This is a genomic window from Photobacterium profundum, from assembly GCF_003026285.1.
GTDB classification, from domain to species: domain Bacteria; phylum Pseudomonadota; class Gammaproteobacteria; order Enterobacterales; family Vibrionaceae; genus Photobacterium; species Photobacterium profundum.
On the sequence record NZ_PYOD01000012.1, the window covers coordinates 54,671 to 80,990 of the forward strand.

At 41.4% G+C, this 26,320-nt stretch carries 20 protein-coding genes; 3 read left to right on the top strand and 17 right to left on the bottom strand.

Annotation, left to right across the window (positions count from 1 at the left end; all coding sequences use genetic code 11):
- Positions 1–16 precede the first annotated feature (16 nt).
- Both pfkB and fruB read right to left on the bottom strand, forming a co-directional pair.
- The gene (gene pfkB, locus C9J48_RS20725) at positions 17–1,036 is read right to left on the bottom strand and encodes a 1-phosphofructokinase (RefSeq protein ID WP_006232133.1); all 1,020 of its coding nucleotides are present in this window, start codon (positions 1,034–1,036) and stop codon (positions 17–19) included.
- Positions 1,036–2,154, bottom strand: coding sequence for a fused PTS fructose transporter subunit IIA/HPr protein (gene fruB / locus C9J48_RS20730; protein ID WP_006232134.1), 1,119 nt, complete (start codon positions 2,152–2,154; stop codon positions 1,036–1,038). The genes pfkB and fruB overlap by 1 nt, the downstream gene beginning before the upstream one ends.
- 343 nt (positions 2,155–2,497) lie before the next feature.
- Between fruB and cra the strand changes: the two genes are divergently transcribed.
- Both cra and C9J48_RS20740 read left to right on the top strand, forming a co-directional pair.
- Positions 2,498–3,481, top strand: a complete 984-nt coding sequence (cra, locus tag C9J48_RS20735) for a catabolite repressor/activator (RefSeq protein ID WP_006232135.1) — start codon at positions 2,498–2,500, stop codon at positions 3,479–3,481.
- Between the two features lie 103 nt (positions 3,482–3,584).
- Complete coding sequence (locus C9J48_RS20740) at positions 3,585–4,109, top strand: cytochrome b (protein WP_006232136.1); 525 nt, start codon at positions 3,585–3,587, stop codon at positions 4,107–4,109.
- Between the two features lie 68 nt (positions 4,110–4,177).
- On the opposite strand, the gene C9J48_RS20745 is transcribed toward C9J48_RS20740, so the two are convergent.
- The 13 genes from C9J48_RS20745 to C9J48_RS20805 all read right to left on the bottom strand — a co-directional run bounded on the left by C9J48_RS20745 (position 4,178) and on the right by C9J48_RS20805 (position 21,727).
- Positions 4,178–5,797 carry a GTPase family protein gene (locus tag C9J48_RS20745; protein WP_006232137.1) on the bottom strand — a complete coding sequence of 540 codons (1,620 nt, stop codon included), beginning with the start codon at positions 5,795–5,797 and terminating at the stop codon, positions 4,178–4,180.
- Complete coding sequence (locus C9J48_RS20750; RefSeq protein WP_107281231.1) at positions 5,794–6,978, bottom strand: YcjF family protein; 1,185 nt, start codon at positions 6,976–6,978, stop codon at positions 5,794–5,796. The genes C9J48_RS20745 and C9J48_RS20750 overlap by 4 nt, the downstream gene beginning before the upstream one ends.
- 236 nt (positions 6,979–7,214) lie before the next feature.
- A complete protein-coding gene (locus C9J48_RS20755; protein WP_006232139.1) occupies positions 7,215–8,354 on the bottom strand; it encodes an AI-2E family transporter in 1,140 nt (379 codons plus the stop codon).
- Entirely contained in the window at positions 8,347–9,063 is a 717-nt protein-coding gene (locus tag C9J48_RS20760; protein ID WP_006232140.1) for a potassium channel family protein, read from the bottom strand. Before C9J48_RS20760 ends, C9J48_RS20755 begins: the two co-directional genes overlap by 8 nt.
- A gap of 47 nt (positions 9,064–9,110) precedes the next feature.
- On the bottom strand, positions 9,111–9,992 hold the full coding sequence (locus C9J48_RS20765; RefSeq protein ID WP_036803753.1) for an efflux RND transporter periplasmic adaptor subunit: 882 nt from the start codon (positions 9,990–9,992) through the stop codon (positions 9,111–9,113).
- Positions 9,993–10,009: 17 nt separating this feature from the next.
- Complete coding sequence (locus C9J48_RS20770) at positions 10,010–10,213, bottom strand: DUF1656 domain-containing protein (protein ID WP_107281232.1); 204 nt, start codon at positions 10,211–10,213, stop codon at positions 10,010–10,012.
- A 5-nt stretch (positions 10,214–10,218) separates the two neighbouring features.
- On the bottom strand, positions 10,219–11,772 hold the full coding sequence (locus C9J48_RS20775; RefSeq protein ID WP_107281233.1) for a TolC family protein: 1,554 nt from the start codon (positions 11,770–11,772) through the stop codon (positions 10,219–10,221).
- Between the two features lie 116 nt (positions 11,773–11,888).
- The gene (locus tag C9J48_RS20780; RefSeq protein WP_006232143.1) at positions 11,889–14,183 is read right to left on the bottom strand and encodes an FUSC family protein; all 2,295 of its coding nucleotides are present in this window, start codon (positions 14,181–14,183) and stop codon (positions 11,889–11,891) included.
- A gap of 354 nt (positions 14,184–14,537) precedes the next feature.
- A complete protein-coding gene (locus C9J48_RS20785; RefSeq protein ID WP_006232144.1) occupies positions 14,538–15,833 on the bottom strand; it encodes an amidohydrolase in 1,296 nt (431 codons plus the stop codon).
- A gap of 34 nt (positions 15,834–15,867) precedes the next feature.
- Entirely contained in the window at positions 15,868–16,959 is a 1,092-nt protein-coding gene (locus C9J48_RS20790; RefSeq protein WP_006232145.1) for a lipocalin-like domain-containing protein, read from the bottom strand.
- The gene (locus C9J48_RS20795) at positions 16,959–19,418 is read right to left on the bottom strand and encodes an ABC transporter permease (protein ID WP_006232146.1); all 2,460 of its coding nucleotides are present in this window, start codon (positions 19,416–19,418) and stop codon (positions 16,959–16,961) included. The genes C9J48_RS20790 and C9J48_RS20795 overlap by 1 nt, the downstream gene beginning before the upstream one ends.
- The gene (locus tag C9J48_RS20800; protein WP_006232147.1) at positions 19,399–20,070 is read right to left on the bottom strand and encodes an ABC transporter ATP-binding protein; all 672 of its coding nucleotides are present in this window, start codon (positions 20,068–20,070) and stop codon (positions 19,399–19,401) included. Before C9J48_RS20800 ends, C9J48_RS20795 begins: the two co-directional genes overlap by 20 nt.
- Before the next feature lie 289 nt (positions 20,071–20,359).
- Positions 20,360–21,727 carry an MATE family efflux transporter gene (locus C9J48_RS20805; RefSeq protein ID WP_006232148.1) on the bottom strand — a complete coding sequence of 456 codons (1,368 nt, stop codon included), beginning with the start codon at positions 21,725–21,727 and terminating at the stop codon, positions 20,360–20,362.
- 237 nt (positions 21,728–21,964) lie between these two features.
- Between C9J48_RS20805 and C9J48_RS20810 the strand changes: the two genes are divergently transcribed.
- Positions 21,965–23,425: a DUF2867 domain-containing protein gene (locus C9J48_RS20810; protein WP_006232149.1), complete on the top strand. Its 1,461-nt coding sequence runs from the start codon at positions 21,965–21,967 to the stop codon at positions 23,423–23,425.
- Between the two features lie 227 nt (positions 23,426–23,652).
- Here C9J48_RS20810 and C9J48_RS20815 read toward each other — a convergent pair whose 3' ends face one another.
- Positions 23,653–25,245 (bottom strand): BCCT family transporter, encoded by a 1,593-nt coding sequence (locus C9J48_RS20815; protein WP_006232150.1) that lies wholly within the window; start codon positions 25,243–25,245, stop codon positions 23,653–23,655.
- Positions 25,246–25,583: 338 nt separating this feature from the next.
- Positions 25,584–26,237: a DUF2913 family protein gene (locus C9J48_RS20820; protein ID WP_006232151.1), complete on the bottom strand. Its 654-nt coding sequence runs from the start codon at positions 26,235–26,237 to the stop codon at positions 25,584–25,586.
- Positions 26,238–26,320 lie beyond the last annotated feature (83 nt).

The window sequence follows — 26,320 nt, forward strand, 5'->3', positions numbered from 1 at the left end:
TACCCTCAGATCCGTGTTAGCACTTCACATTATTAATTGAATTATCCAGTTCATTTGTACCCGCAAGTACACAACCAGAAATAGTGACTCTTTCTTTCATCGCATTAACCGCGTTAATATCTTCAACCCCCACGCCGACTTGGCTGACAGCTAAAGCAGAAAGCGCAGTTGCGAAACGAAGAGTTTCTTGTTTCGACCACTTATTGATATGTCCCCAGCACATTCCAGCCACCAGCGTGTCACCAGCACCAACGGTACTAACAACCTGCATTTTTGGTGGTTGCGAACGTAACCAGCCTTCATTATTCAGCCACATCACACCATCTGCCCCTAAAGAAACCACTACATTAGCGATGCCTTGTTCAGCCAGTTGTTCTGCAACCTCTGTAAAATCGTGTTCCGTTGTTAACTCTCGACCTGCCCACTGTGCAAGCTCTTCATCATTGGGCTTAACTAACCATGGATTCTTGCTAAAGCCGGCCACTAATGCCGCTTTACTACTATCAAAAAGCACCTTTTTGCCTTTTTGATGTAAACGCGCGATCCAATCTGCACATAATTCAGGTGTAATACCTGCAGGTAAACTACCTGCAATCACAAATACATCATGTGTTTCAGCTAATTCGAATAACGTCTGTTCAAACCGATTGATATCATCTTGCGATACGGCAACACCCGGGAAATTTATATCACTGACTTTTCCAGTACTTTCAACAAGCTTTACATTAATGCGGCTAGCACCCTTTACGCGGATAAACTTATCTTTCGCGCCAATCTCTTCAAACAATTGACAGAAAGGTTCTTGGTTATCGGCACCTAATAGCCCTGTAACCGTTACCTCTGCACCTAATTCAGCCAACACTTTTGCCACATTAACGCCTTTACCCGCAGGATGAAGGCTGCCTTTGTTCACAACATTAACGGTGCCAAGGGATAATGAATCTAAGCTGCCAGTTAAATCCAATGCTGGGTTTAATGTAACAGTGACCACTTTCGGCTTAATAACGCCTGTAGCTATAGTTGTCGTATTCATCATTACTTACCTTCACCTAAGCCATCAGCTATTGCTTGACCAATCGATTCAAGCGCCAGTTCTGCATCATCACCTTGAGCGGTAAACTGCAGTTCATGTCCACATTTCACACCCAATGCAATCACTTTCATCAAGCTTTTCGCATTCGCAGGTTTTCCTTCGCCGTTAAGGTTAACTACCTGAATAGCGGAGTTGAATTTCTTCGCGACACTCACTAACATCGCTCCTGGGCGAGCATGTAAGCCATGTGAGTTTCGAATTTTGAACGATGCTGTAGAGCCTTCTAAGGTTTCTTGAGTCAGTAAAGACACAACTTTGTCTGCATCTGCCGTTGCCAATTTATCGGCCTGTGCTGTATAGATAAGCTGCGTTAAAAAACCCAAATTTGATACATGTGCGCTGTTACACGCTGCAACCATAATCAAACCTTTAACTGCTTGGCCATTTTCTTCAAACGCCACGGCTGGGGTCACAAAAGACAATGCAGTACGTGACACATCTTGATTGCTCTTTGCTAACCAAATGCCTTGACCTAAATGCGTAGCACCTGCTGCAATCGCATCTGCTACACAGCCATTACCTGCAAACTGACGATTCTTAATAAGCCCAGTCGCAACGGCTGTTAGTTGAATCAAATCTGTTGCAGGAAATGCCAGTTGAACAAGACCGGCATCGAACTCTGCTTCTAGTTGCGCTTCACCATTTAAGATAGAAATGATGCCACTTTCGCTATCGCAATTTTTTAATTTCTCTTCAACGCCATCAGCTGAAAGCACTTTCGTTAGCTGCTTCAAAATACCAAGGTGCTCATCAGATTTAGCGGCAATACCAATTGCTAAATAAACCGTTTTGCCATTACCCCAGTTAACGCCTTGTGGGAAATGATGCACCTTTACACCTGTCTGCTTCACCAAACCGCGAGTATCTGTTGTACCGTGTGGAATCGCGATACCGTTACCTAGAAATGTTGAATTCTGCGCTTCACGTGCAAGCATGCCATTCACATACCCTGCTTCGACTAACCCTTGTGTTTCAAGGCTTGCTGCTAATGCTTTAATCGCATCTTCTTTACTGGTCGCGGTTTGCTTTAACTGAATATCGTTCTTAGATAGTGACAACATGAATTCACTCCAATGGCATTTTCTGTCTTCTATTTGTCTGATTAAGCGCTAATCACTGAGGAAAAAATCTCTATTCATACCCAGTTAAAATGCCCATCGACACGTCGTTTAATTATAAGTTACTGCTTAAACTTAAAAGCTGAATCGTTTCAGCTTTTGGTGCAATTAAAAGTTTCAGTAAAGCCACTTAACATTTTCGAGCTTTGCTGAAACCTTTCAGCAGACATACTGAATCGTTTCAGCTATGATTGCAATTGTTCTATAAAGGATCATTTGCGATTATATGATCAAGCGCACAGATCTCTTTTTAATCTCAACTATAAGCAAACGATAAGAACTCATCATGACATTAGATGAAATTGCAAAATTGGCTGGTGTTTCTCGCACAACAGCTAGCTATGTCATAAATGGCAAAGCTAGCAAATACCGGATCAGTGAAAAAACACAAGTAAAGGTAATGGCAGTTGTTAATGAGCATAACTTCCGTCCTGATCACGCTGCGACCTCTCTTCGTGCAGGCAGTAGCCGATCGTTTGGTCTAATTATTCCTGATTTGGAAAACAGCAGTTATGCCAAGTTAGCGAAATTGCTTGAAAGAAATGCGCGTAAAGCAGGCTATCAATTGATCATCTCATGCTCTGATGATGATCCTGATACAGAAATGAAAGTTGCTGAGACACTCTTAAGTCGTCGTATCGATGCGTTACTTGTGGCCAGTGCCCTACCTGCTGATAATACCTTTTATCCACGTATTCAAACTGGCGGCGTACCCGTTATTGCACTCGACCGTGCATTAGACGATGAAATCTTTGCCAGTGTAATCAGTGAAGATTTAGAGGGAGCATTTGAGCTTACTCAAACCCTTCTCAATAAAAGTGTGAATAGTATTGGGCTGGTAGGAGCCGTACCTGAATTAGGTGTGTCGAAAGAGCGTGAGCAAGGTTTTTTAACAGCTATTCGTCGTCATCAACCTGATATCACTATGCGCGTTGCCTATGGCGATCACTTCAGCCAAGAACAAGGGCAAAAGCAGGTGCAGCAATGGATTGATTCAGGGCATTTTCCTGACGCCATTCTCGCCACATCTTATACCTTATTTGAAGGCATTCTTGATTGTTTACTGGCTAATCCCGAATTGATGTCGAAAATTCATTTAGCGACGTTTGGTGACAACCGTTTATTGGACTTTTTACCCATTAAAATTCAGTCGTTACCCCAACAATTTGAGCTAATTGCAGACAATGCCCTAGAACTAGCACTCAATGCCACAGCTGGGCGCTACCGTACCGGAGTTGAAGTTGTACCAAGAAAAATAAAAAGACGATAACGTAAAAATAGGGCTGTGAGTGATGTGAATAAGGAGAATTCAGCCTATATTCACATTAACTCAATTAACGTTACAGCTACGTTCAATATTAAGAAGAAACGTTATGACACGTTTTACTCGTTATCAAATTTGGTTTCACTGGCTTAGCCTACTGCTTATTGCTATTACCTATGCTGCCATTGAGCTGAAAGGCGTTGTGCCTAAAACAACCCCCTGGCATGACTACCTTAAACTCATTCATTTCAATGCCGGTAGCTTTGTCTTGATTTTGATGTGTATTCGGCTTTTTTTTCAGCGTAACCAGATAACACCCGAGATTATTCCTCCTCCTCCCCAGTGGCAATTAACCTTGTCGAAGGTTATACATTACGTAATGTATGCGGCTTTTATTCTTCTACCCTTATTAGGGTTAATTATGCTGGCTGTCGGGGGTAAGCAATGGGATCTCGTAGGAATATCAATGCCTGCTTTTTCAGTACCTGATAAAGAAACCTCAAAGTCGATTAAAGAGATTCACGAAACTATTGCCGACATTGGATATTTCTTGATTGCATTACATGCAGGGGCTGCTATTTACCATCACTATGTGGTGAAAGACAATACGCTACAGCGGATGCTACCTAAATAGCATTCTCAAATAGCAGTTAACAAAAAAGAGAGACTATTCGTTACGACTAACAAGCTCTCTTTTTACCATCAAGTAGAGTACTTATCTGCATCTCTTAACTGTTTAAATGCCACTTTACTTAAACGAAAAAGACGTTTGGCTTGATTGAGATAATCGGTTTTATCACCCTCAATTCTTCGACGATTAAGCTGTGTATTAACACCATCTTCATACGCAAATTGTAACAGCACCCCTATTTCATCGAGGTTAAATGCCGCTTTATTTTCACTTACGCACACTGGAATAATATGATCAGGCGATAACAATTCTTGGTTATATTCAACGGCGGCTTTAATGGTTTTAGCTTTGGCTGTAGTTGGCTGCTCTATGTTGTAAGGTGGTTGCCACTCTTGCACAGGCTGAAGGCGATCAACTTGATTGACCAAAGCCAATATCTGCGGTTTTTTTCGTGATAGGTTTTTCGGCTGTATATAAAATTCATCAATCGCTGCTTTGAGATGAGTGTCTAATGTTCTGGCTGATTGATTGGCTTTAAGTACCCACAATACAAGATCACTGTTAGCAATTTGATCAACAATGAGAGCTTCTGTTTTAGTATCGCCATCAATTCCAGGAAGATCGACTAAATGGATCAGATCGACACCATCGACTTCGCACTTATGAACATGAATACTGTCGGTTGAAGGAATAGCACTGACTTCTGCAACCATACTGCCAACCACTGCATTCACCACCGACGATTTTCCCGCACTCACTTGCCCGATAATAGCAACACGCAACGGTTCAATACTAGGTTCGACTCGTGCACGGTCTTTAGTGACAACGTCACTCTCGGCAAGTTCTGTGTCTCTGGCTTTAAACCGCCCACTGTATAAATCGATCGCCACAGAAACCACTTCTTGTAACAACGTCTTCTTCAAGCGATGTTGTACATCGGCACTCACTTCATCAAAAAGCCGACCAACAATCTGACTTCTGGCTTCGGCAATCCAACCAGCTGGGGTAACGGCACGAAAAATACGATAGACATCGTACGCTTTCTTTGCGGTATCCATTTTGTCTTTGTGGGCATACCCTTGCTTGATAGTGGTTAGCTTTATTTTTTCTGAAAATGGGATGTTTTCTTTTAGAAAGTGACGATAACGATGGCTTACCTCTTCTACCATCAATAAAAACTCAGGGGCAGTAAATGCTAAATCGTGAGCGGTAGCATTCGGCGCATATTCACGGGCAACGTGAGAGGCTAAATCAAAACTATGCTCACGCAAACTGCCCCACTCATCATCAGTTTCTAATTTTTGTTGAATCGTAATATTAACCTTTTTCCACACCTGAAGATCAAACTCAGACCATTCAGCATTAGGCTCAACAGTGGCTTTCTTAAAGTCATCGTCAGTTAACATTGTCTGTTGTGAGCCATCTTGTGCTTGGCTTTGCTTAAACTGGTCTTGTTCAAACAGGCGCTGTTTAGTGGCCCTTTGCTTCAAGAAAAGAAACGGCAAAAAGATAACGAGACAAAACACGGCTGATAAGCCTAAAAATAACAGCCATTGCCCTTTTTCAAACAACGAAATCGCACCAAAAACAGCCAAAATAATAAAGGGAATAAATATCGCTGTAATCATTAAAGGCACAAAGCCATTCGATAAACGGCTCAATAATTGATAACTATTTTTAAGCTGTTTCATCTTTTATCCTGTTTTAATGCTTGCTCTCTATCGTTAGGATCTTTACCCTGACATTTTTCTAATGTCTCTGTTTTCTTCATTTCAGTTTCAGCGACATTTTTAATATTTTCAAACGCTTGCTCAAAAATGGCTTTCATTTCGTCTTTGGTTACCGTTTCACCTTTACTCTTATGGTATAAGTACTTACATGCAGCACGGCCAATCGCGTATGTCGATGAAAAGCTCATTGCAGCAGCGGTTGCACTACCGATAGTTTGACCATAGACCGGAATAAATTTCACTAATTGCCGAATACCCAACTTCGAAAGATACTGCACCATAAAGCCAGTACCCAATGTGCCTATAAATTCAATGAAATCTTGTTTAGTCCACTCGACTCCGTATTGATTGCCTAAACTGTGCAGCATCTTTCCTTGTATAGCAGGTACCGAGACAAACCCTACCGCAGGAATAGCATCACTTGCACCAGCAGCGCCTGCATACCACAGCACTTCAGTTTTCAGTTTATTGAAATTACCCTCTTCACGAGAAATATGCGCTTTGGTATTTGTGAACAAACTTAAAATCGGCAGCATGTCTGCCAAGGTAGCTTTCAGCGTATCTAGTCCAATTACGTCACCCGTTTCAGGCAAGAAATCCGCTTGAATAAACGGAACACTTTTGCCCCAAACATGCTCAACTTGGGTTTGATTATGCAAGATAGCTTGTTGTTGCTCGGTATGAGAGCCCAATGAACTAATGGCAGTGTGAACAATCAGAAGATGCTTTATATCGCCTGATTTTTTAATCTGTTTAAGCGCATTCAGTACATCACTTTGTTCTGGCTCTTCTGCTTTTAGCACCACAATTAAGGCATGGCTTCGATCTTTACAGGCTTGAATATCGTCATGAGGATCGTAATTAGCTTCAGAAAGCCCACGCGTATCAAGAAAACACAATAATGGGTTATCGGCAGGATAATGATAGCTATGTGCCGTTTGGGTACAGGGTTTAAAACCATTGCCAATTTCAACCGCAGAGTTACCCGTTAAAGCTTGAATTAACGTCGACTTACCCGCGCCCGTTTTGCCTAACAACCACAATGTGGGTAAATGCTGCTGCCATTCTGTGAATGCAGGTTCAATATCGGGGTTCACTGACGGATTTATGTAGCTAAACACTTTCTTAAAAAAGCTATTCATTGCCATATATGATTCTCTACTTACGTGATGCATATACCCAAGTTACCTTAAGATGCTCGTTTCAGCGAGAATTTGTTGGGATCTTGGCAAGATACTGATTTATAAACCCTGTGTGCCTTTATTTTATATCTTTATTCAATACCGTTACAAAAAAGACTAAAACACCATAGATGCTTTAGCCTTTCGTTATATATACAACTTTTACTTATAACAATGTTTAATACAAATGAAGACGGTTAATCTTTCGCTTCAACTAAATCTTCTTGAGCGGCTTCTAATGGGGTTTCATCTTGATCTAACTTCAACCAAGTTACGAATAGTTCATACCAAATAGCCAATACAACCGCCCCCAAGAATAAACCAATAATACCAGCTGCTAACATACCACCGATTGCACCAATCAAAATAACGGGCATAGGTACATCAACACCACGCCCCATTAGCATTGGTTTTAAGAAGTTATCAGAGATACCCGCTAGCAATACCCAAACCGTGAAGATCGTTGCCGATGTTGTATCTTGTGTCGAGAACACATAAAAGATAACAGGTGCAACAATAATAAGAGCTGGAAGCTGAGCAATACCCAAGATCAACACGCCGAGTGTAATTAAACCCGCAGCAGGCACACCGAACACGAACATGCCCGCGCCCACCAGCATTGACTGAATAAAGGCAACGCCAACAACACCCAGTAACACACTGCGAATAGTTGCCGCTGTTAGTGTTGTCCATTCTTCACCGTGTTTACCCACAACACGAACAGCCACGGTTCCGATTGCCTCAGAACATGCTTTGGAATGTGTCATAAAACCAGCAGCAATCGCCAATGAAATAATAAACATCACTAAGGTTGCTAAACTGCTACCCACCAAAGATGCCATGGTGCCTACAGCAGTTTTAATTTCTGGCAAAAAGTGCGTGACAGCTTTTTCTAAATTCGTCGAAAACAACGACCACACTTCAAACAACTTATCACCAATAACGGGAATATCAGCAATGCGCTGTGTTGGACCGGGAATTTTAATGTCGCCGCTTTGTACTACGTCAGTTAAGTGTGTTACTGCATCAAAAATAGAACCTGACACCAAAACAAAAGGAGCAACTAACAGCGTAATACCCAGCAATGCCAGTATTGTTGCCGACAAGCCACGGCGACCGCCTAACATTGCTTCCAGTTTCTGAGTTAAAGGCAATAAAGCCACGGCAATAATTGCCCCCCATAAAACAGGAATAACAAACGGTTTTATAATGTCATACGTCCATACAATTAGGATAAACAACAATCCAATTCGAATGGCAGATTCAACCATGTTATTGACAAATACTTTACTCTGCTGAGCGTCTATTTGTTGCTTAGCATCTACTTGTTTATCCATTTTGTTTTTCCTGATTACTTTGACTCGAACTCACTAAACTGGCTACGACAATCGCCATATAAAACACACCAGCAATTGCTTCAAGGTATACAACAACTTGTGCAAAAGGTGATAAAGGGCTGATATCACCATAACCTAGTGTGGTTAAGGTGACGAAACTGAAATAAGCCATGCGAGAGAAGTTCTCTACCCATGGGGCGGCAGTCATGCCTGTAAATGCTTCAGGTGAAAATTCCATTACTAACAGATAGATAATGGTCCACATTAAGCCTAAAAGAAGAAATAACGAGACAGAGCCAACAACTTTGTTGGAATCGACACTGCCAGTAAACAATATTTGACGAGCAACAGATTTAAACGTCCCAAAGAAGAAACTAAACATTAGCCCCAACATGATTAAATCCATTTGCTGTACACCTAACAAGTTCCGAATAATTGTGGCAACTAACCAGCACCCGGCCAATGTCATCATGAATCGGTACCAATTTTTATCAAACCGCAAACTCACTAAACAGACCAAAAATGTAAGCGCAGTAAAGCCTTCCAATATATATTCAAGTAGACCGAATTTATTCGGTAACACCTCGACGAGTGACGTACTCACTAACAACATAACAAGCGCTACAGTCATATAATAAAAGTTGTTCGCTTCATTTATTTTCTTCTTCGGAACATTGTTGTTCTGATTATTATTTGTCTCTACGGTCATAATTATCCTCGCAGTTATTATCTGAAATCGGGAATAAATTTTTCACATTACTCTTCTGGTTTTTCTTGCTGCACCATAATGGATGCAGACAAACCAAACCGTAGTGCGACACCTTCAGGTAATTCATCAAGGGCAATACGAACGGGAATACGCTGTGCTAATCGTATCCACTGAAACACAGGGTTCACGTTGGGCAGTAAGTTATATCCTACGGTGCCATCTTTAGGGGCAATACCCCAACCTAACGATTCAACAACCGCATCAATGGGTTTGTCGGGATGTGCCATTAGCGTGACTTTTGCTTTACTGCCAATTTGTATTTGCTCTAACTGGTTTTCACGAAAGTAGCCAAATACCCAGAAGCTATTACTATCGACTAACGCAATTAAAGGCTGATTGGCCACCGCTTGTGTGCCGTTACGGATATCAATATTGGATACGTAGCCATCAACCGATGCATACACATTGGTGAATTCCATGTTCAACTTCGCAGCTTTTAATTGCTCTTCTGCAGATTTAATTTGCAGCAGTGATTCTTCATACGTGATTTGCCTACGTACAAGATCTTTATGAGATACCGCCCCTTTATCTTTCGCGCGAATATCAAGTAATCGATCATATTCGATCTTTTTACCGCGCGAACTTACTTTTGAACGCGCGAGTGAGACTTCAGCCTGTGATAAAGACACAGCATAAGTGCTTGGATCGATTTGGAACAGTAAATCACCTTTACGGACAAATTGGTTATCATTTACCGCCACATTCACAATGGGCCCTGAAACACGAGGGGCTACTTTGATTATATTTGCCCGTACTTGACCATCTCGCGTCCATGGATTATTGAAATACTCTTCATATTTCTGATACCCAAGATAGATTGCGCCTCCTATGATTAGGATATTAAGCGCTATAACAAATAGTTTTTTAATCTTGTTCAAAATCACACCTAAAATCGTAAAAAGAAACTATCAATCGCGACAACATAAAAAACAGAAATCGCAATAAACGTAATTGATGGAAATGCTATTAATCGAGATAGCCGTGTTTTATTTAAAATAGCGACGGTTATCCATGTCGCAATAATGGCAATAATCATCACTAATAAAAAAGGCGAATAGTAAATATCACCGAATTGTAATTCATGAGGGATCTGCACTATTCAGCCCTCTCATTGCTTGTAGAGTCAGTAAAGCCGAGTTCATCTTCAAATAAAGGTTTAGGTTGCTTAACGGGATCGGGCAATAACGGTGGTAATACTTGAGGATTATCTAGCTTATCACCCCAGTCTGTTCTTTCTTTCATTTGTTGAATTTGAGCATCTTTAATAAACGCTTTACCAGTGTTCGCTTCCCAGCCACCGCCTAATGCTTTGTATAACGCAACAACTTGATTGGCAACATTGCCTTTGATTTGCGCATAGCTGTCTTCACTTCGTGTCATCGTTTCTACCGAATTCAGCAAACGTTCAAATGTAATTTGTCCATTTTCATATTGCGTCATAGAAATATTATAGGCACGTACTGCCGAGCTAACAGAACTTAAACGAAGGGCTTTTTGCTGTTGGTATAACTCGTAAGACTCCAAGGCATTACTAACTTCTTGAACAGCGACTAACACTTTTTTATTGTAGTTAGTCAGGCTTTCTTGAAAACGTGCATCCTCTAAGCGCACATTATTTTTCACCCGACCGTATTGAAATATATTCCAAGAAAAACTGGGGCCAGCAGCTAGCGTAAGTGAATCACTGAAACTAAAGCTACTGCCTGATCGCACCGTACTATTGACACCAATGGAACCAAATAAAGAGAAACTTGGATATAACGCCGATTCTGCAACACCAATTTGAGCACTTTGCGCATGTGCTTGTAACTCTGCAACCTGTAAATCAGGACGGCGAAGTACCAAAGACGCATCAACACTTGTGCTCATGCCAGGGGCACGAGGGACCAATGAATAATCATCATAACTCGCGGCTGTACGTTTTGCGTTAGCTTGGGAATAACCCGTGTTGTACGCCTTAATTCGAGCATCGATAGCGTCAGATTGAAGGAAAGGCTCAACCTCGAAAGGCATAACACCTAACAACACTGCTAAAGCATTTCGAGCTTGATTCATGCCAATTTCTAATGATGGTAGTGCCGCTTGCGTGGCATATAATTGACTTTTAGCTTGCTGAATATCCAGTTCGGTAACATTGCCTGAATCGAACTGAACCTGAGTAATATTAACCACGCGCTCTTGCACTTCAATATTACGTTTAGATAATAAAATACGCTCTTGGAATGTGCGGTAATTAACGTAATTACGCGCCACCTCGGCAGAAATAGTTACCGCCACATCATTGTAAGACGCAATAGTCGCGTACATTGCAGCTTCAGCAGATTCAATACCCCGTGAATATTTGCCCCAAATATCCATTTCCCAACCAGCATCAAAAGACAAAGCAGCATTGTTAAATGAATTTTCATTATTATAAGCACGCGCTAAGTTACCTGATACAGTTTGTACTTGCGGGTAACGGAATGAATCAGAAATACCTAACACCATTCGTGCTTGCAGAATACGTAACCCTGCAGACTCTAGGTCAAGGTTTTGCTGGTTAGCACGTTCAACCAAGGTATTTAATGTGGGATCATTAAATTGCATCCACCATTGTTCAATATTCTTGTTCGCTTGCTCGGTATCATTTTGAGTCCAAGCCTCTGGCATTTTTACTGACTCGATAGCCTTATAATCTGGCCCTACAACGGTACAAGCTGTTAAGCTGCATAACGGCAGTATAGTGATACATGTTTTTAAGTGTTTCTTAAACATTGCTCATACCCCTAAAACCTCTTCTGTCGCAAATTCACCCAACTGATATCCTCATACGCTACTTTGCATTGATTCATCGCTTCAAAGACATTCTTCTTTAAGTTTAGGAAAATATATAAACCTGCTATATCTGTATGAGAATAGTCACTCAAATCCAAGCCATTGAAAAAGCTTTCAAGTTTTTCTTCAGTGCTCTCATAATTAATGGTGTAAGAATGAAAAATTTCATTCAGCACTTCATTTTTACGCCCCCCCGCCAAAGACTGTGCCATCTGTGGTAGTACTTGGTCGGCGTAGGTTGCTCTTACTTTGTTAACTAACATATTTGTTTGGAATTTTTGATCAGCCATTACAAATGTATTCAAGTGGTTATTTAATAAATTGCATGCACTTGTAAATTTAGCGAGTGCTTCTGGTGAGGTTTGGTCAAAATATTTATGATTAATTTTGCTGCTCCACATCATCATTTTTTTTATCGTCACATTCATCGTAACGACATGCCAACGGCAACGTAAACGATTCAACAATGAAGGATTGTGTATTTGGTGCGAGCGTAATACACCCATTATATGTCTGAAAAAACGCTCTCTCATAACAAGAAACAGATGCTCAGGTCTGGATGAAAATGGAAAGTAATAAGAAAAAATGATCATGAATACGACAAGATAAAACAACAACATAATCGTAAGAATGATGCCGAAGTGATATGTCATCGTATTATCAATACCTAAAATAAACAGCCCCAATAAAAAGAAAATTGTGATGGGGCCTTTGAATAAATAAAACGCCACAAAGGTATAGATAAAGAGAAACGCACCCAGCTCTATACCTAACGACAGTTGAGGTAAAATAAAGACATAGGCAGGTACAGCAAACAAAAAACCAAAAGTAAATAACACTAATAACAACACAGGGTGAACGGGTAAGTAAGATAATACCGATGCAAAGATGGTGGCAAAAATTACGAAGCTATATCCCCCCGGAGGGTTAAAATATATCCATAAAATACCGGCGACCCAGTAAGTCACAAAAACCTTTATAGCAGTTTTTGCATTTTCAGCATCCCATAATAAAAAACGCCCTGGCTTCTTAGGAAACGTTTCGTGAAAAGAGACACGCCCTGTAAGTGAATCAATACAACTTGCTGTTACTGCTAAGCGTGATAGCTTTTCGTGCAGGGTATTAATCAAATATCCAAATGTAATAACAGAACCTTTTTCAAGGTGAGTACATTGAGATATTTTTTGTGTATTAATATCGACCTTTAGTGGTTCCCCTACCTCACGCACGGTATCTTTATCATCCCAAGCGTCTTGCGATGCGGTAAATAAGGTATCTATTCGTGATACAGCATCTTGATAGTCGTTGATCAAAGAAGGGACATCGATAGATTGCTCATCTTTACTCTCAGCGACAAAGATAAGTAGAAGCGTCACTTGTTTGTAGTAATACAGTGCCAAATCCCATTCTTTTTTATACGCCGACAAATCACTGCATTCTGTACTTATTGTACTGTACCTTTGCTCTAAAGCATTTTGTGCGGCATAAAGCTGTTTAACTGCATCTTGTAAGGGGACTTCTTTGATCTCTGGCTCGTCGGTTGCTTCTAGTTCATCTTCATTTTTTTCGCTTGGATTTTTCTCTTTCGGTTGTTCATCGGCGCTTTGAATTTCTACTGGTGCAGCTACTAAACGATTAAAAAGTGTTTGTTGCAGCTGACTTAAATCATCGGTTAACTTACGTAAGTTTTGTTCTGTTTTGGTAGGGAAAACAAACACGCCGACTAAGGTATAAACAATGACGCCAAACGATGTCATGAAAGTACGATCGACACCGTATGTAAATGCACCTGCTGCATCACCACCGTTCGACATCATCAACACCATTACACCAGTTAACATGAACAGTGTCGGGTCTTGCTTGTAAGCATTACGGATATAAAACACAAAGGAAATAACAATGGATACCGCTAACATGTACAGCAAACGATCTTGCGCGAATAGTCCAACCAGCAACAACCCAATGATCGCGCCCACAATCGTACCAAGTACACGTAATGTACCTTTAGCAAGGGATTCACGGCGGCTGCCTGTTGACGCGATAAGCATAACAGTTGTTGCTGCCGTTGACGCTTGAGACCAGCCCATTGCCATTGGAATTAAAAAAGCCAACGTCAGACTAAGTGCTACTTTTGATGCGAACTTAAACTTCTCGCTTAAGCAAAAAGGAAGAAGCCAGTTGTTAAATGACAGTATTGACCTTAAAACATTAGGTTGTTCCAATTGTTTGGTGCCTCTAACTGACATCCATATTCCTTATCAAAAAAATCACGTTTGGCACACCTCAAGGTTAGGTCAAAACGGGAAATTAGCGTAATTAAATGTTTCAATCTACTGATAAGTATGGAATCAGGAAATATTCAGATTTTTTAATCTCGCCCAAAATAGCAAAAACCAAAAAATTCTAATTGATTAAAAGGCGAAACATTCAAAGAAGATAAAGTAATATTAAAGAGGCATACTGCTTACGCAGTTAAAAGAGGTTACTTGGGTATATGAATATAAAATATAGTATTTTTTAGATATAAAAAACCCCAATACATTCATATTGAGGATTTGAGAAAGATGTTCTATCTATATATCGATAAGAAGACTAATGCTTTATTGCTGTGCTTGTATTTTCTCTATTACAGAGGTGAATAACTTTACACCTGATAGCATGCGGCTTTCATCAATGTCGAAATCACCATTGTGATGCCCAGCTGTTAAGTCAGATCCCACTAAACAATATACAGCCTTTCCACCTTTGGATTGCACCCGATCAACCAGATAACCAGCATCTTCACTTGCACCGAAGTCTTTCTGGCGTACAACTTGGGTAAAGCCACTGCCGTAGCCAACACTCTCTAAGATATCGACCATTTCAGGATCATTATGCAAACCGATTGCTTCACCTTGTGCTTGTATTTCAACCCGCACGCCGTGCATCATGGCTGAAGCTTGAGCGATTTGTTCGACCTGCTGATACATGTAACTGTTCAATTCACGGTTTTCACCACGAGTTTCACCTTTTAGAACAGCATGTGCCGGTATTACATTACGCCCTTCACCTGAAGTAAGCTGACCAATGTTTACACGAGTCATTCCGTCACGGTGGCGAGGAATGGCTAACATTTGTGTAACTGATGTACAGGCAGCAGCAAGGGCATTACACCCCACATTTGGCTCAATACCAGCGTGTGCTGGCTTACCTTTAAAATGAAGATCAAACTTAGAGCTACAAAGGAAATGCTGAGGATCACAAACTAATGTCCCACTTGGTACATTCATTCCAATATGTGCAGCTACAAAGTAATCAGCATCGTCTAACCAACCACTTTCTGCGATCGCTTTACCTGCACGGCAGCCTTCTTCGGCAGGTTGAAAGAGTAATTTGATTTTACCATTCAGTATCTCTTTATTTTCAGCAAGCACTTCAGCTAGACCTAACCCCATTGCCGCATGGGCATCATGACCACAAGCATGGGCGACACCAGGCGATAGAGACGAAAAACCTAAAAAACAAGGTCGGTGGGAATCATTCTGGCTTTCCATTACCTCTACAGCATCAATATCGAAACGAAAAACATATACAGGCCCTTCTCTGCCTGTATCAAGCAGCGCACCAACACCGGTAATACCCTGCATTTTAGATATGGTATTCTCGTCTGTTCCCCAATTCAGTGCTCGTTGTTGCTCTGTTGCTATCGCACGTTCATCACGACCCATGATCGTATCGGACGCTATGATCTGATCAGAGAAAAATAACTCAAAACCTAAGTCTTCTAAATGACCCGCAATACGACTTGTTGTAAAAAACTCACACCATGCAGCTTCTGGATAGCGATGAAGCTCGCGACGGTAATTCATTAAACGCTGTGACAGCGCCTGCTCATCAAACGTTATTCTTTGTACCACGACATCATCCTATTACTTATTATGGCAAACAAAGTTAGTACCCTGTTAGCTCCATAAATCCTTGTCCCGAATGGCTACCTACCACCTTGATTGGGCCTTCCCAGTATGGAAAGACAAAAGGTAACCACTGTTCCTTTCGGACAGCTTCCACTTTTAATTTTAAATCTTGTGATCTCACATCTAAACGCCAATTCAGCGGAACACTCTTACCTTCAACTGACGTATATCTAATAGGGGTTAATTGAATATCGTTAGCGCCTAATTGCACCACTCGACCGTCAGGCCAACTGCGAGAACCAAAATAATACGACTGGGTGTTTTTTTCTCTTACTTGAGAAATCATTAAGGCACTGCCGTCATCAAGGTGCATAGAGAACCAATCCCAACCTTGTTGGCTCTTTGACAGCATACTGCTGCTCCACTCTCGATCGTACCAGCCTTTCCCTGTCACATTATATTGAATGCCATCAAGTGTAATACTGCCGTTGAGACTCAGAAAAGGTGCACTGTAATAGTAAGAAGCGATATCGTCAGACGCATGTTTTTTGCTGTAGCCATCTTCACCTTGCAAGATGATTGAACCGACATTGTTAATATGCAACCGTGCAGACATATCGTCATCTTCAAATTCTAATAAGCCAGGAAATGGACCCTGACCTAATGCGCGCCACGACCAGTTATCTAACCATGCACGATAAGGCTGTTGCAGTACCCCAGCTTGACCAATACCACCCCGAGAAAAACGCTCAGCTTTCCATGCTTTTTCATCGGTCGTTATAACAGCATGCGCCATGTAGATTTGAGGTTTATTCCAACCAATCGCTTTACTTTGTTCTAACCCTGTTGCAATACGAAACAAGGTCCATTGGACGGCTATTTGCTTACCTGCATCGGTTTCAAGATTGGCGGTTAAGTACCACCACTCTGACTTAAATGACGGGTGACTATTATGATCTCGAGGAAAGCTAAGTTCATACCCTTTAACAACAGGTTGATACTCATTAGTATTAGATTGCTTTAACACCTCAACGGTATTTGAAGCAGGCTCACTTTGATCACAGCCGACTAGCGGTAAAAGCAGCAATAACGTTACCCAGAAGAAATATTTAATATTCTGCATAAACATTAAAATGCCTCTCGTAGTGATAAAATAGCGGAACGTTTAACCAATCGCCATACCGGCCATGCGCCAGCACACAGCAATACAAACAATGCTGTGCCTAAAGATATTAAATACTGACTCGGGAAGAAACTGATTGGCATTGTCCAACCAAATGAGTATTTCAATACAACATCTATCAATAGCTGCGCTAATACTAACCCTAATGGTAATGCCATTAACGCAGTTAATAACCCAATAACCAGAAGCTGACCGCCGCCAAGAGCCGCTAATTCACGCCCAGTCATACCCATGCAGCGTAGTAATGCAAACTGCCTCTGCCGTGAAACTTCACCAGCAATGGTCGCGACAAATAAACCACAGACAGCAATAAATAACGTCAATTTACCCAAGGTTTCAGTCACAATAAAGGTACGGTCAAATACACGCATTGCCTGATTCAATAAGTTAGCATTGTTACTTATTCTTTCAGGCTGCAGGCGGAATCGTTCTCCCATTCTGGCCATCAAATCCGTACTATCGGTATTATCATTCATGTGAATGGCCAACCCAACTTGGCCATCCTTAGGCCATAAGGCTTGCCATGTTGGCTGTGAAATTAAAACCTGACCGTATGGGTTACCATAATCATAATACACCCCTGTGATTAACCAATTTTTCAGCATGGGGGCAGGTAAATCAATAACATCACCGGGATACCAACCATTTTTAAGCGCAAGTGATTCACTCACCATCACAGTACGCTCGGTATGTAACTTTTCCCAATAGTTAGGCTCTACCACTTTAATCGATAATGCTTTCTTTTCACCTTTACTTGAGCCTACACTCATGACTTGTAAGGTACCCGCATCGGTCTGTGTTTCTTTACGCCATTGCCACCATACCTGATCAACTTCAGGCTGCTCAGATAACCACTTAGACATACGAGGCGCAACATTTGTTGGCGGACGCACATAGATATCAGCAGCTAATCGCTGATTTAGCCACGTTTCTGTTGTCGTGCGAAAACTGCCTACCATGGTTTCCATACCAATATTTGAGGCTAAAGCCAGCATAAATGCCATTGCTGCAACGCCGCGATAACTCAGGCTTGCAGCTGCATCTGAAAAAAACCAACGTAATCGAGCATCTTTGAAGATTCGCCCTAACCCTTGGAATAACTGCCATAACAAAAATGGCATCATTAACCCTGATGCAATCAAAATGAAAGCAATAAGCACAAACCCAGCTAACTGACCATGCGGCAACTGATAGACAGCAAAAGCAGCACCGATAAACACACAAGAAAATAAAGCTTGTAGGGCAAACTCTCGTCCAGTGAAACGAACAAGTGCCATATGAGTTGCTAAGCGTGCAGGTGGCGTTTTAATTAAACGTAACATTGGCCAGCCGCATGCTAATAAACTACCAAAGACAGCAATGGCAACACTGGCTAAACCCCATGTCCAATGCCAATCAATCGACATATTCACATTGGCGCTATAGAGATCGTTTAACGTCGCGGCAACTGAAGGGAGTAATTGCTGAGCAAGTAATAATCCTAAAAGATTTCCGCCAACTAAGCCTAGAATAATCCAGACGATAAGCTCAATGCTCAATGCACCAGCCAGTTGAAACCCAGAAACACCAGCTTGTCGTAGTAACCCAACTAGAGGTTGACGCTGTGCCAAAGATAATGACATAGCTTGATAAAAAATGAATAAGCCGATAACAAACGATAGCATGCCCATAGCAAACAAATTCAGGTGAAATGCTTCGGTTAATGGCTCTAATTTCTCACTTTGGTGACGCTCTAGTGTTAAACCAGGCGGTAACATTTGCGTTAACTTTGCTAATGCTTTTGGTGACATTTCACCACAAGCGACAGTTGAAAAACCTGCGCTTGGCTGAAGCTCTCGAATCAGTGCCATATCGGCAATCATACGAGGTCCACCCACGCGCTCATCACTTACAATATGTAACGGCCCGATCTTTCGCCCTGAATCTAATGTCAGTTTATCGCCCTCTTGCACACCAATATAATTGGCTAGCTGAGTACCAATCATAATTGGATAAGGCGGTTGCATTATATTCATTAACTGACTTTGATCTTGTACGGTTGTGTGACCTTTAACTAGCGGGAACATAGCAATTGGATCAATGCCTATGATTTCAAAATCACGCGCTTGGTCTGTAACAATACGGTGCTGTTCTATGGGCATACAGGTTTTTAAGCCCGCGCGGCGCATTTGAATATAGAAGCCTTGAGGTACTTTAAGTCCCGTTTGGCTATTTCGAATACGATAAGGGAAAGGGTTGGCAAAAAGTTGTTCGCCCTGCTGGTAGCTTTCTTTCGCTTGCTGATTCACGGCCATTACACCAACAAGCAGTGCAATACCCAGCGTTAAACCTAACCAAACAAGTAATATTTGAAATGGATGACGTTTATAATGCCCCCACAGAGCTTTAGCTACGGGGCTTGACATGTAAGCGTCCTCCTTGAAGACGAATACAACCATTCATATGAGAAGCAACCTGCTCGCTGTGCGTTACCATCAGCAAGGTACAATCGAGCTTTTTCGTTAAATTGATAAGCAAACGAATAACCGCACTGGCATTACGCTCATCTAAACTGCCCGTTGGTTCATCGGCCAATAAGATGGTAGGTTCCATATACAATGCGCGGGCAATTGCCGCTCGCTGTTGTTGACCACCCGACATCTCTTCAGGATAGCGACCAAGCAAAGGCATAAGATCTAGCGCTGAAATGATTTGTCGCCACAATTCAGGCTTTTCTGGTAATTTTTTAAGTTGGCGACAGAAGCGAATATTATCGGCAATGGTCAATGTCGGTAATAAATTAAATTGTTGAAAAACAAGTCCGATATTATGTCGGCGAAATGCAGTACGCTCACGCTCTGAAATAGAATGAATAGGTACTTTATCCATCCAGATTTCACCCGAATCAGCAGTGTCTAATCCTGCAATTAGGTTTAATAAGGTACTTTTACCAGAACCACTCTCGCCCATTAGCGCAAGTTGTTCTCCTTGTTTAAGATCAAGCTCTGCACCCTGTAAAACAGAATGGTGTTCACCACCATCCTGATAACCTTTACAGAGCTTCACAAGTCGTAACATCAACACTCACCAAAATAAAATAACATCATTTATCATTTCTATAGACAGTGAAATTTACAGTAAAGCCAGACAACGAGAAAGGCTTTTGCGTGTTATCGTCATAAATAAATGTAATACGTTACATTTTCGCTTTAAATAAAACGAATAACCTACACTCAATCAACATATTCTGTATCAAATTTCCTATTTTCGTTATGTTATATAAATAGCAATTAAGATATACACCTTGCTTTATATTTATCGGAAACTGTACATTCTGTACTTAATCAAAGTTTACTAACGACGCCCTTTAAGCCACCAAATTATTCATCCATGCTTTTGATCTAACTCTAATTGTAGAACCAAACCATTTAATAACTTCTTCAAGTGCAAGTAATGCGTAAACCCATTCAAGTGGTAACTTCAGCACGAGCGCGCAAAATGCTGTTACTGGAATACCTATAGCCCACTGTGCGATGAGATCTTGATACAAGCAAAAACGAATATCCCCTCCAGCACGAAGTACTCCCACAATCATTGTCATCGGTATACTTTTTAGTACGATAGAGATAGCTAAAACCACAAAGAAGTGCTCTGTCAGTTCTCTTGTTTCACTCGAAATAGCAGAAAAAAGATCCAAAATTGAGTCTTGGATCAATAGCATGCCAATGGCAAGAATGATGCTACAAATAAGATTAAATATCGATACTGCCCATGCTTGCTGATAGGCTTCTTCCATGTTATTTGCACCAAGCTGATTACCAATCAGAACAGCTGACGCATTAGAAATACCAATTAACATCGCAAGTGATAAAGATTCGATTGGCGTCATGATAGATAAAGCAGCTAAACCTTCAACACCTGCTTGACCAATTATAGCGTGGTAAACAAAAATACCCGAAGACCATGCTAAATGATTAAACGTCGTGGGTAACGATAAACTTAAAAAGCGTTTAACCCGCTGCCACTCACAGACTACGATCAAGGTTTTAGTCGTAAATGCGAGAAGGTGTTTACGTGAGTATAAATAGGCATAAAGTAAGGTAACTTCAACAAGACCACTGATTAATGTTGCCCATGCGGCACCAACAATCCCCATTTCAGAAAAACCAAATTTCCCGAAGATCAGCACCCAGTTAAGGAAAATATTTAAACCAATGCCAATAGCACTAAAGAAAGTACTCACACCAGGTTGGTGCATCGCACGTAACCCTACCGCCATACTGATAACCCACGCCATCGCAAACATACTAAATGACGTAATAGCGAGGTATTTTGCCCCTAGTGCAATAACGTCAGGCGATTGAGTCGCTAACCCGATCACTTTTTCAGGTATCCAGAAAAATACGCAGCCTAAAATCACCGCCGTTATTGTACTCATTACCCAGGTTAACGCTGTACCTTGCTTTACCCCTTCTCTGTTTCCTGCTCCCCAGTATTGTGCCGTTAACAATGCACCACCAGTGCTAACACCAAACAACATAATCACCGCGACAAATAGCGCTTTGCCTGCAATCCCCATAGCAGCGACTTCTAGTTCACCCAACTGCCCTAGCATTAAAATATCAACAAGACTTCTGCTCGAAAACAGCATTGACTGCAAAGCAATAGGCAATGCAATAAATAACAAGCGGCGTAAAAAATCACCACGTAAATGCGATAATGCCAGTGAAAGCATGCGGGCCTCGGCAAGAAGTAAATCACCGCCTTAATGATTCTGTAATCAATAAGAAGTGCGAAGTTAAAGAAATATGAAAGACAGAGCAGATATTATCCGCTACAGTTTGAATAGCTATGATTTTTAACAATTAAATGTACTTAAATTCAAATATTAAGTGCATAACTACGCGTATTACAAGAAATAATTAATCTCACTTCCTTACACCAATCGTTGCAAGCAAGGAGCAGGCATTACATGATTAAAACAATTCTGGTAGTCGGGGCATCAGGTTATGTTGGCAGTCACCTAGTACCAGAACTCGTAAATAGCGGTTATAAGGTAAAGGCAACAGGGCGTAGCTTAAAATTACTGAAAAAGCGAGGCTGGGATGCAATTCCCAATATTGAGCTCCATGAACTTGATTTAAGTAAAGATACTGACCTCAAACCACTTCTTGAAGGTGTTGATGCCGTATTCTTTCTTGTTCATGGTATGAACCATGGTCATGATTTTATCGATGTTGAATTAGGAACAGCTCGGCACTTTAGCCAAGGGTTAAAGCTCAGTAATGTAAAGCGTGTTATCTACCTTGGTGCGCTTCAATCTGACTCGAGTGACTCTAAACATTTACTTGCACGTAAAGCGACAGGTGAAATCTTACGTGAAAGTGCTATTCCGGTGACTGAATTACGTGCAGGCATCATTATTGGCCCTGGTTCTGCGGCATTCGAAGTGATGCGAGATTTCGTTTACCACTTACCAATAATGCTAACGCCTAAATGGGTAAAATCACGAAACTCCCCTATCGCTTTACACAACTTACTCCACTACTTATTAGAGCTACTTAAATTCGAACCAACTCGACATCAAATCATGGATGTTGCAGGACCTGACCCATTAACCTATGAGGATCAAATGCGTTCATTGGGTAGATTAATGGGGAAAAAGATTCACGTTGTTCCACTCAGTTTTCTCACGCCCACAATGGCTGCCTACTGGCTAAAAATTATCACCTCTGTGCCCACCAATATTGCCAAAGCATTAATCGGTGGGTTACGTTTTGATTTACCTGCCGATGGTACTGCGATTCAATCTTTAATCCCTCAGCATCTATTACCCTACGATGAAGCAGTTAAAGAAGCACTTCGACAAGAAACTGAAGTGGTTCGCAGTCAAATTTGGGGGTTCGACCCTGACGCCCTTGCCCGCTGGCAAACGGGTTACGGCTATTACCCCAAGCAAGCGGGATATACACTAAAGACCGATGCAAGTGCAGAAGACCTTTGGCGTCAAGTTCAATTAGTGGGTGGTAAAGAAGGGTATTTTTTTGCTAACAGCTTATGGCGAATTAGGGAGTGGATGGATTTTGCCATTGGAGGTGATGCATTAAAGCGTTATCGACGCGATCCAAACACCTTAGAACAAGGTGATAAGATTGACTCGTGGAAAGTTATTAAACTCGTACCTAATAAGTTCCTATCATTACTGTTTGGTATGAAAGCCCCTGGACTTGGACGCCTTGAGTTCACCATTGAAGATAAAGGCGATCATCGAGAAATCGATATTCGCGCTTGGTGGCACCCTGAGGGGTTCTCTGGCTTACTGTATTGGTTCGCCATGATGCCTGCACACCTTTTTATCTTCAGAGGTATGACTTATGCCCTTGTGAAGCGCTGTAAAGCAAAAGCTCAAGCTGGTAATCATGAAACGATTTAACTAATTATTCACCCGTTAGCCTAAGCAATAGAACAAGACAGAAATTGAAATAACTAGTGGTTTTAATTATAAAATTTCTAACGTAATTATTATCGATTTTAACCAGCAAGAATGTTCAGGTACTTATTTAGGTTGGTATAAATAGCAGGCATAAAAAAAGAGGCGAATCTATCGCCTCTTTTTTTCACGCTTTATCAATACCTTATAAGGAATCGATATGTGACCGATTATGCAGCTTGTAATGCTTTCTCAGCAATACGTGCATTCTGCATCTTGGTCATTTTAATCGCAGCAATAGGACCGGTTATCAAGGTCGCAGCGATGATGAAGGACACTGGCACCGCTGTAATCACAATGAAGGACTGCAACGCATTTAAGCCGCCATCACCCGCAAGTAATAATACTGCAGCAACCGCACCCATAATAACAGCCCAGAATATACGCTGTTTACGATCCGGTTCATTATCGCCCGACACAACCATTGCGATAGAATACGCCATCGAATCGCCAGTTGTCACAACAAACGTTGTGGTCAATACCAAGAATGCAGGAAGTAAAATTCCACTTAATGGTAATTGCTGAAGCGAAGCAAGCAGTACAGCAGGTAAACCAGCATCGTTTAGTGGGCCAGAAATAATTCCAGGAGTTTGTAGCTCAAGGAAGATACCTGTACCACCCAATACGGTGAACCAGAAGTTAGTCACAATCGGTGCGCCAACAGCAACAGCCAATACTAACTCACGAATACTACGACCTTCTGAAATACGTGCAATAAAGATTGCCATCATAGGTGCGAAACCAATGAACCAGCCCCAGAAGAACCATGTCCACCATACGTTCCATCCAGGCGTGCTGTTAGTCAAGCTCATCGTTGGCATGTGCTGTAAGTAACCAGCAAACGCGTTACCAAACTGTTCAAAAATAAACTGTGTTGGACCTAAAATAAGGATTGCTAATAGCAAGGCAAATGCGCCGATCACGTTCAAACGGCTTAGCCACTGTAAACCTTTATCCATACCTGATGCTGCAGATATAGCACAAACAGAAACAACGGCACCTAAGATCATTAGCTGAGTACTGCTGTCATTTTTAATGCCAGTGAGCACTTCTAGGCTATAGCCCATTTGTGATGCTAAGAAACCGATTGGACCAATCGTACCGGCTGCTACTGCAATAATAGAACATGCATCAATAACAGCACCAAACCAATGGTTTTCAAGACGGTCACCAACTAGAGGGAACAACAATGCACGTGGACGCAGTTTAATACCATGGTTATGGTGTGCATACATCAATACGATAGTTGCTAACGTACCCAGTACAGACCATGCAAGAAAGCCCCAATGTAAAAAGCTTTGGCTTAATGCGGGAACAACAGCTTCGGATGTGGAACCAACGATACCAGGGTAGCTTGGTGACGGTGTAATAAAGTGATAAATAGGTTCGGCCGCAGACCAGAAAACACCACCACCTGCTAATAACGTACACATAATCATCGCTAACCAGCGAAATGTGCCAATAGTAGGTTTGGTTTCAACACCCATACGGGTTTTTCCGTAACGGCTTACTGCGATACATAACGCAATGGCAAAGTTAGCAACCATTAGCCATTGCCACCAGAAGCCAAATTGTCCGGCTGCTGCTGAGAATAATTCTTGGATCAGGAGTGTAAAACGGGGAAGATCAATAAGGGCAGCCAATAAGAAAAGGCTAATAAAGCCAATCGTTAGTGCTGGAACGAGTTTACCGTCAAGACGACGCTTTGATGTACTTGATGTAGCTGTAATATCTTTGCCAATCTGGCATGCATTGCTTTGCATAAAATACTCACGGTGTGTGTGAGGGGCGTCACATTAGCAGCATGATCATTATTATTCCAGAGAAAAATGCGTTTATTTTTAGTCACTAAGCGATTTATTTACATGAATAGTATTCCAATATTATTTAAACCATCTTCGATATCAGATAGTTAGAACACTAATTATCATCACTTTAATAAATTAACTCACTTCACTCTTTTCACCTCTCACTAACGCTTGAGTCGCTCTTTTTTTAGCCAAGCAGCTGTTCAATATACATACTTTTATCAAAAATAAAAAAGCAAAAAAAAATGGACCCTATTGGGCCCACTTTGATTTGTACTCTAATGAATTTACACTTACAGGCTGCGTGTTGGCAATTCTGGTAGGTGCTCACCATTATTAGCTGGGTATATTACAAATTCTCCGTGATATTTCACCTTCGACTTGTAATCTGTCACTTTAAAAAGTAACAAACCAGATGCAAATGCAAGATCAATGAACGGTTGAACATTTCCTCGCACATACAAAGATAATGGCTTTACCAATTCACCCTGCTCGTCAAAGGCGTTCTGAAGCTGCTTACTACATACAACTAATGATGCCTGTCCGTCTGTAAAGTGTGTCACCTTACGGTTTACTTCGAACTCTGTAGTGATAAGCCAGTCAGCATGCTCTAGCGCAGCATAAAATGCCTGTAGTGTTGCTTGTGTTATACACTTTTCTTTACCATCTGCATTTATCACACCTGAAAATGTTTCGGCTAAGCACTCAAAATTCAATTTCAGTTGGGCGTTTTTACCCATACTGCGACCTTGCTGTTGCCACATCATTAAAGTTTTTACAACGCTACGGTCAAAATTTTGCTGCTTAATCGATTTTGTTACCCATGCATTCAAGTAATGCGCTTCACTGACTGGGTTTCGCGGTGTTTTACCTGATGCTTGTGATGATTCCAGCGTATTCAAGCCGATTGTGACCACTTTGTAGATTTCTTGAGAGAAAATTGCCATGTTATTCCTTTGTACATGTGCTTAATCATGGCTGTGATTAAGCACATATCATTTTTATATCTTAAGCTTTAGATTCAACTGCA

What these genes read in the sequence shown, in the direction of transcription:
- C9J48_RS20820 (WP_006232151.1), bottom strand. Translation starts at nt 26,237, where the DNA reads ATGGCAATTTTCTCTCAAGAAATCTACAAAGTGGTCACAATCGGCTTG.
- C9J48_RS20750 (WP_107281231.1), bottom strand. Translation starts at nt 6,978, where the DNA reads ATGAATAGCTTTTTTAAGAAAGTGTTTAGCTACATAAATCCGTCAGTG.
- C9J48_RS20740 (WP_006232136.1), top strand. Translation starts at nt 3,585, where the DNA reads ATGACACGTTTTACTCGTTATCAAATTTGGTTTCACTGGCTTAGCCTA.
- C9J48_RS20790 (WP_006232145.1), bottom strand. Translation starts at nt 16,959, where the DNA reads ATGTTTATGCAGAATATTAAATATTTCTTCTGGGTAACGTTATTGCTG.
- C9J48_RS20810 (WP_006232149.1), top strand. Translation starts at nt 21,965, where the DNA reads ATGATTAAAACAATTCTGGTAGTCGGGGCATCAGGTTATGTTGGCAGT.
- C9J48_RS20805 (WP_006232148.1), bottom strand. Translation starts at nt 21,727, where the DNA reads ATGCTTTCACTGGCATTATCGCATTTACGTGGTGATTTTTTACGCCGC.
- C9J48_RS20795 (WP_006232146.1), bottom strand. Translation starts at nt 19,418, where the DNA reads ATGTCAAGCCCCGTAGCTAAAGCTCTGTGGGGGCATTATAAACGTCAT.
- C9J48_RS20800 (WP_006232147.1), bottom strand. Translation starts at nt 20,070, where the DNA reads ATGTTACGACTTGTGAAGCTCTGTAAAGGTTATCAGGATGGTGGTGAA.
- pfkB (WP_006232133.1), bottom strand. Translation starts at nt 1,036, where the DNA reads ATGATGAATACGACAACTATAGCTACAGGCGTTATTAAGCCGAAAGTG.
- C9J48_RS20760 (WP_006232140.1), bottom strand. Translation starts at nt 9,063, where the DNA reads ATGACCGTAGAGACAAATAATAATCAGAACAACAATGTTCCGAAGAAG.
- C9J48_RS20815 (WP_006232150.1), bottom strand. Translation starts at nt 25,245, where the DNA reads ATGCAAAGCAATGCATGCCAGATTGGCAAAGATATTACAGCTACATCA.
- C9J48_RS20755 (WP_006232139.1), bottom strand. Translation starts at nt 8,354, where the DNA reads ATGGATAAACAAGTAGATGCTAAGCAACAAATAGACGCTCAGCAGAGT.
- C9J48_RS20745 (WP_006232137.1), bottom strand. Translation starts at nt 5,797, where the DNA reads ATGAAACAGCTTAAAAATAGTTATCAATTATTGAGCCGTTTATCGAAT.
- fruB (WP_006232134.1), bottom strand. Translation starts at nt 2,154, where the DNA reads ATGTTGTCACTATCTAAGAACGATATTCAGTTAAAGCAAACCGCGACC.
- C9J48_RS20780 (WP_006232143.1), bottom strand. Translation starts at nt 14,183, where the DNA reads ATGTCAGTTAGAGGCACCAAACAATTGGAACAACCTAATGTTTTAAGG.
- C9J48_RS20775 (WP_107281233.1), bottom strand. Translation starts at nt 11,772, where the DNA reads ATGCCAGAGGCTTGGACTCAAAATGATACCGAGCAAGCGAACAAGAAT.
- cra (WP_006232135.1), top strand. Translation starts at nt 2,498, where the DNA reads ATGACATTAGATGAAATTGCAAAATTGGCTGGTGTTTCTCGCACAACA.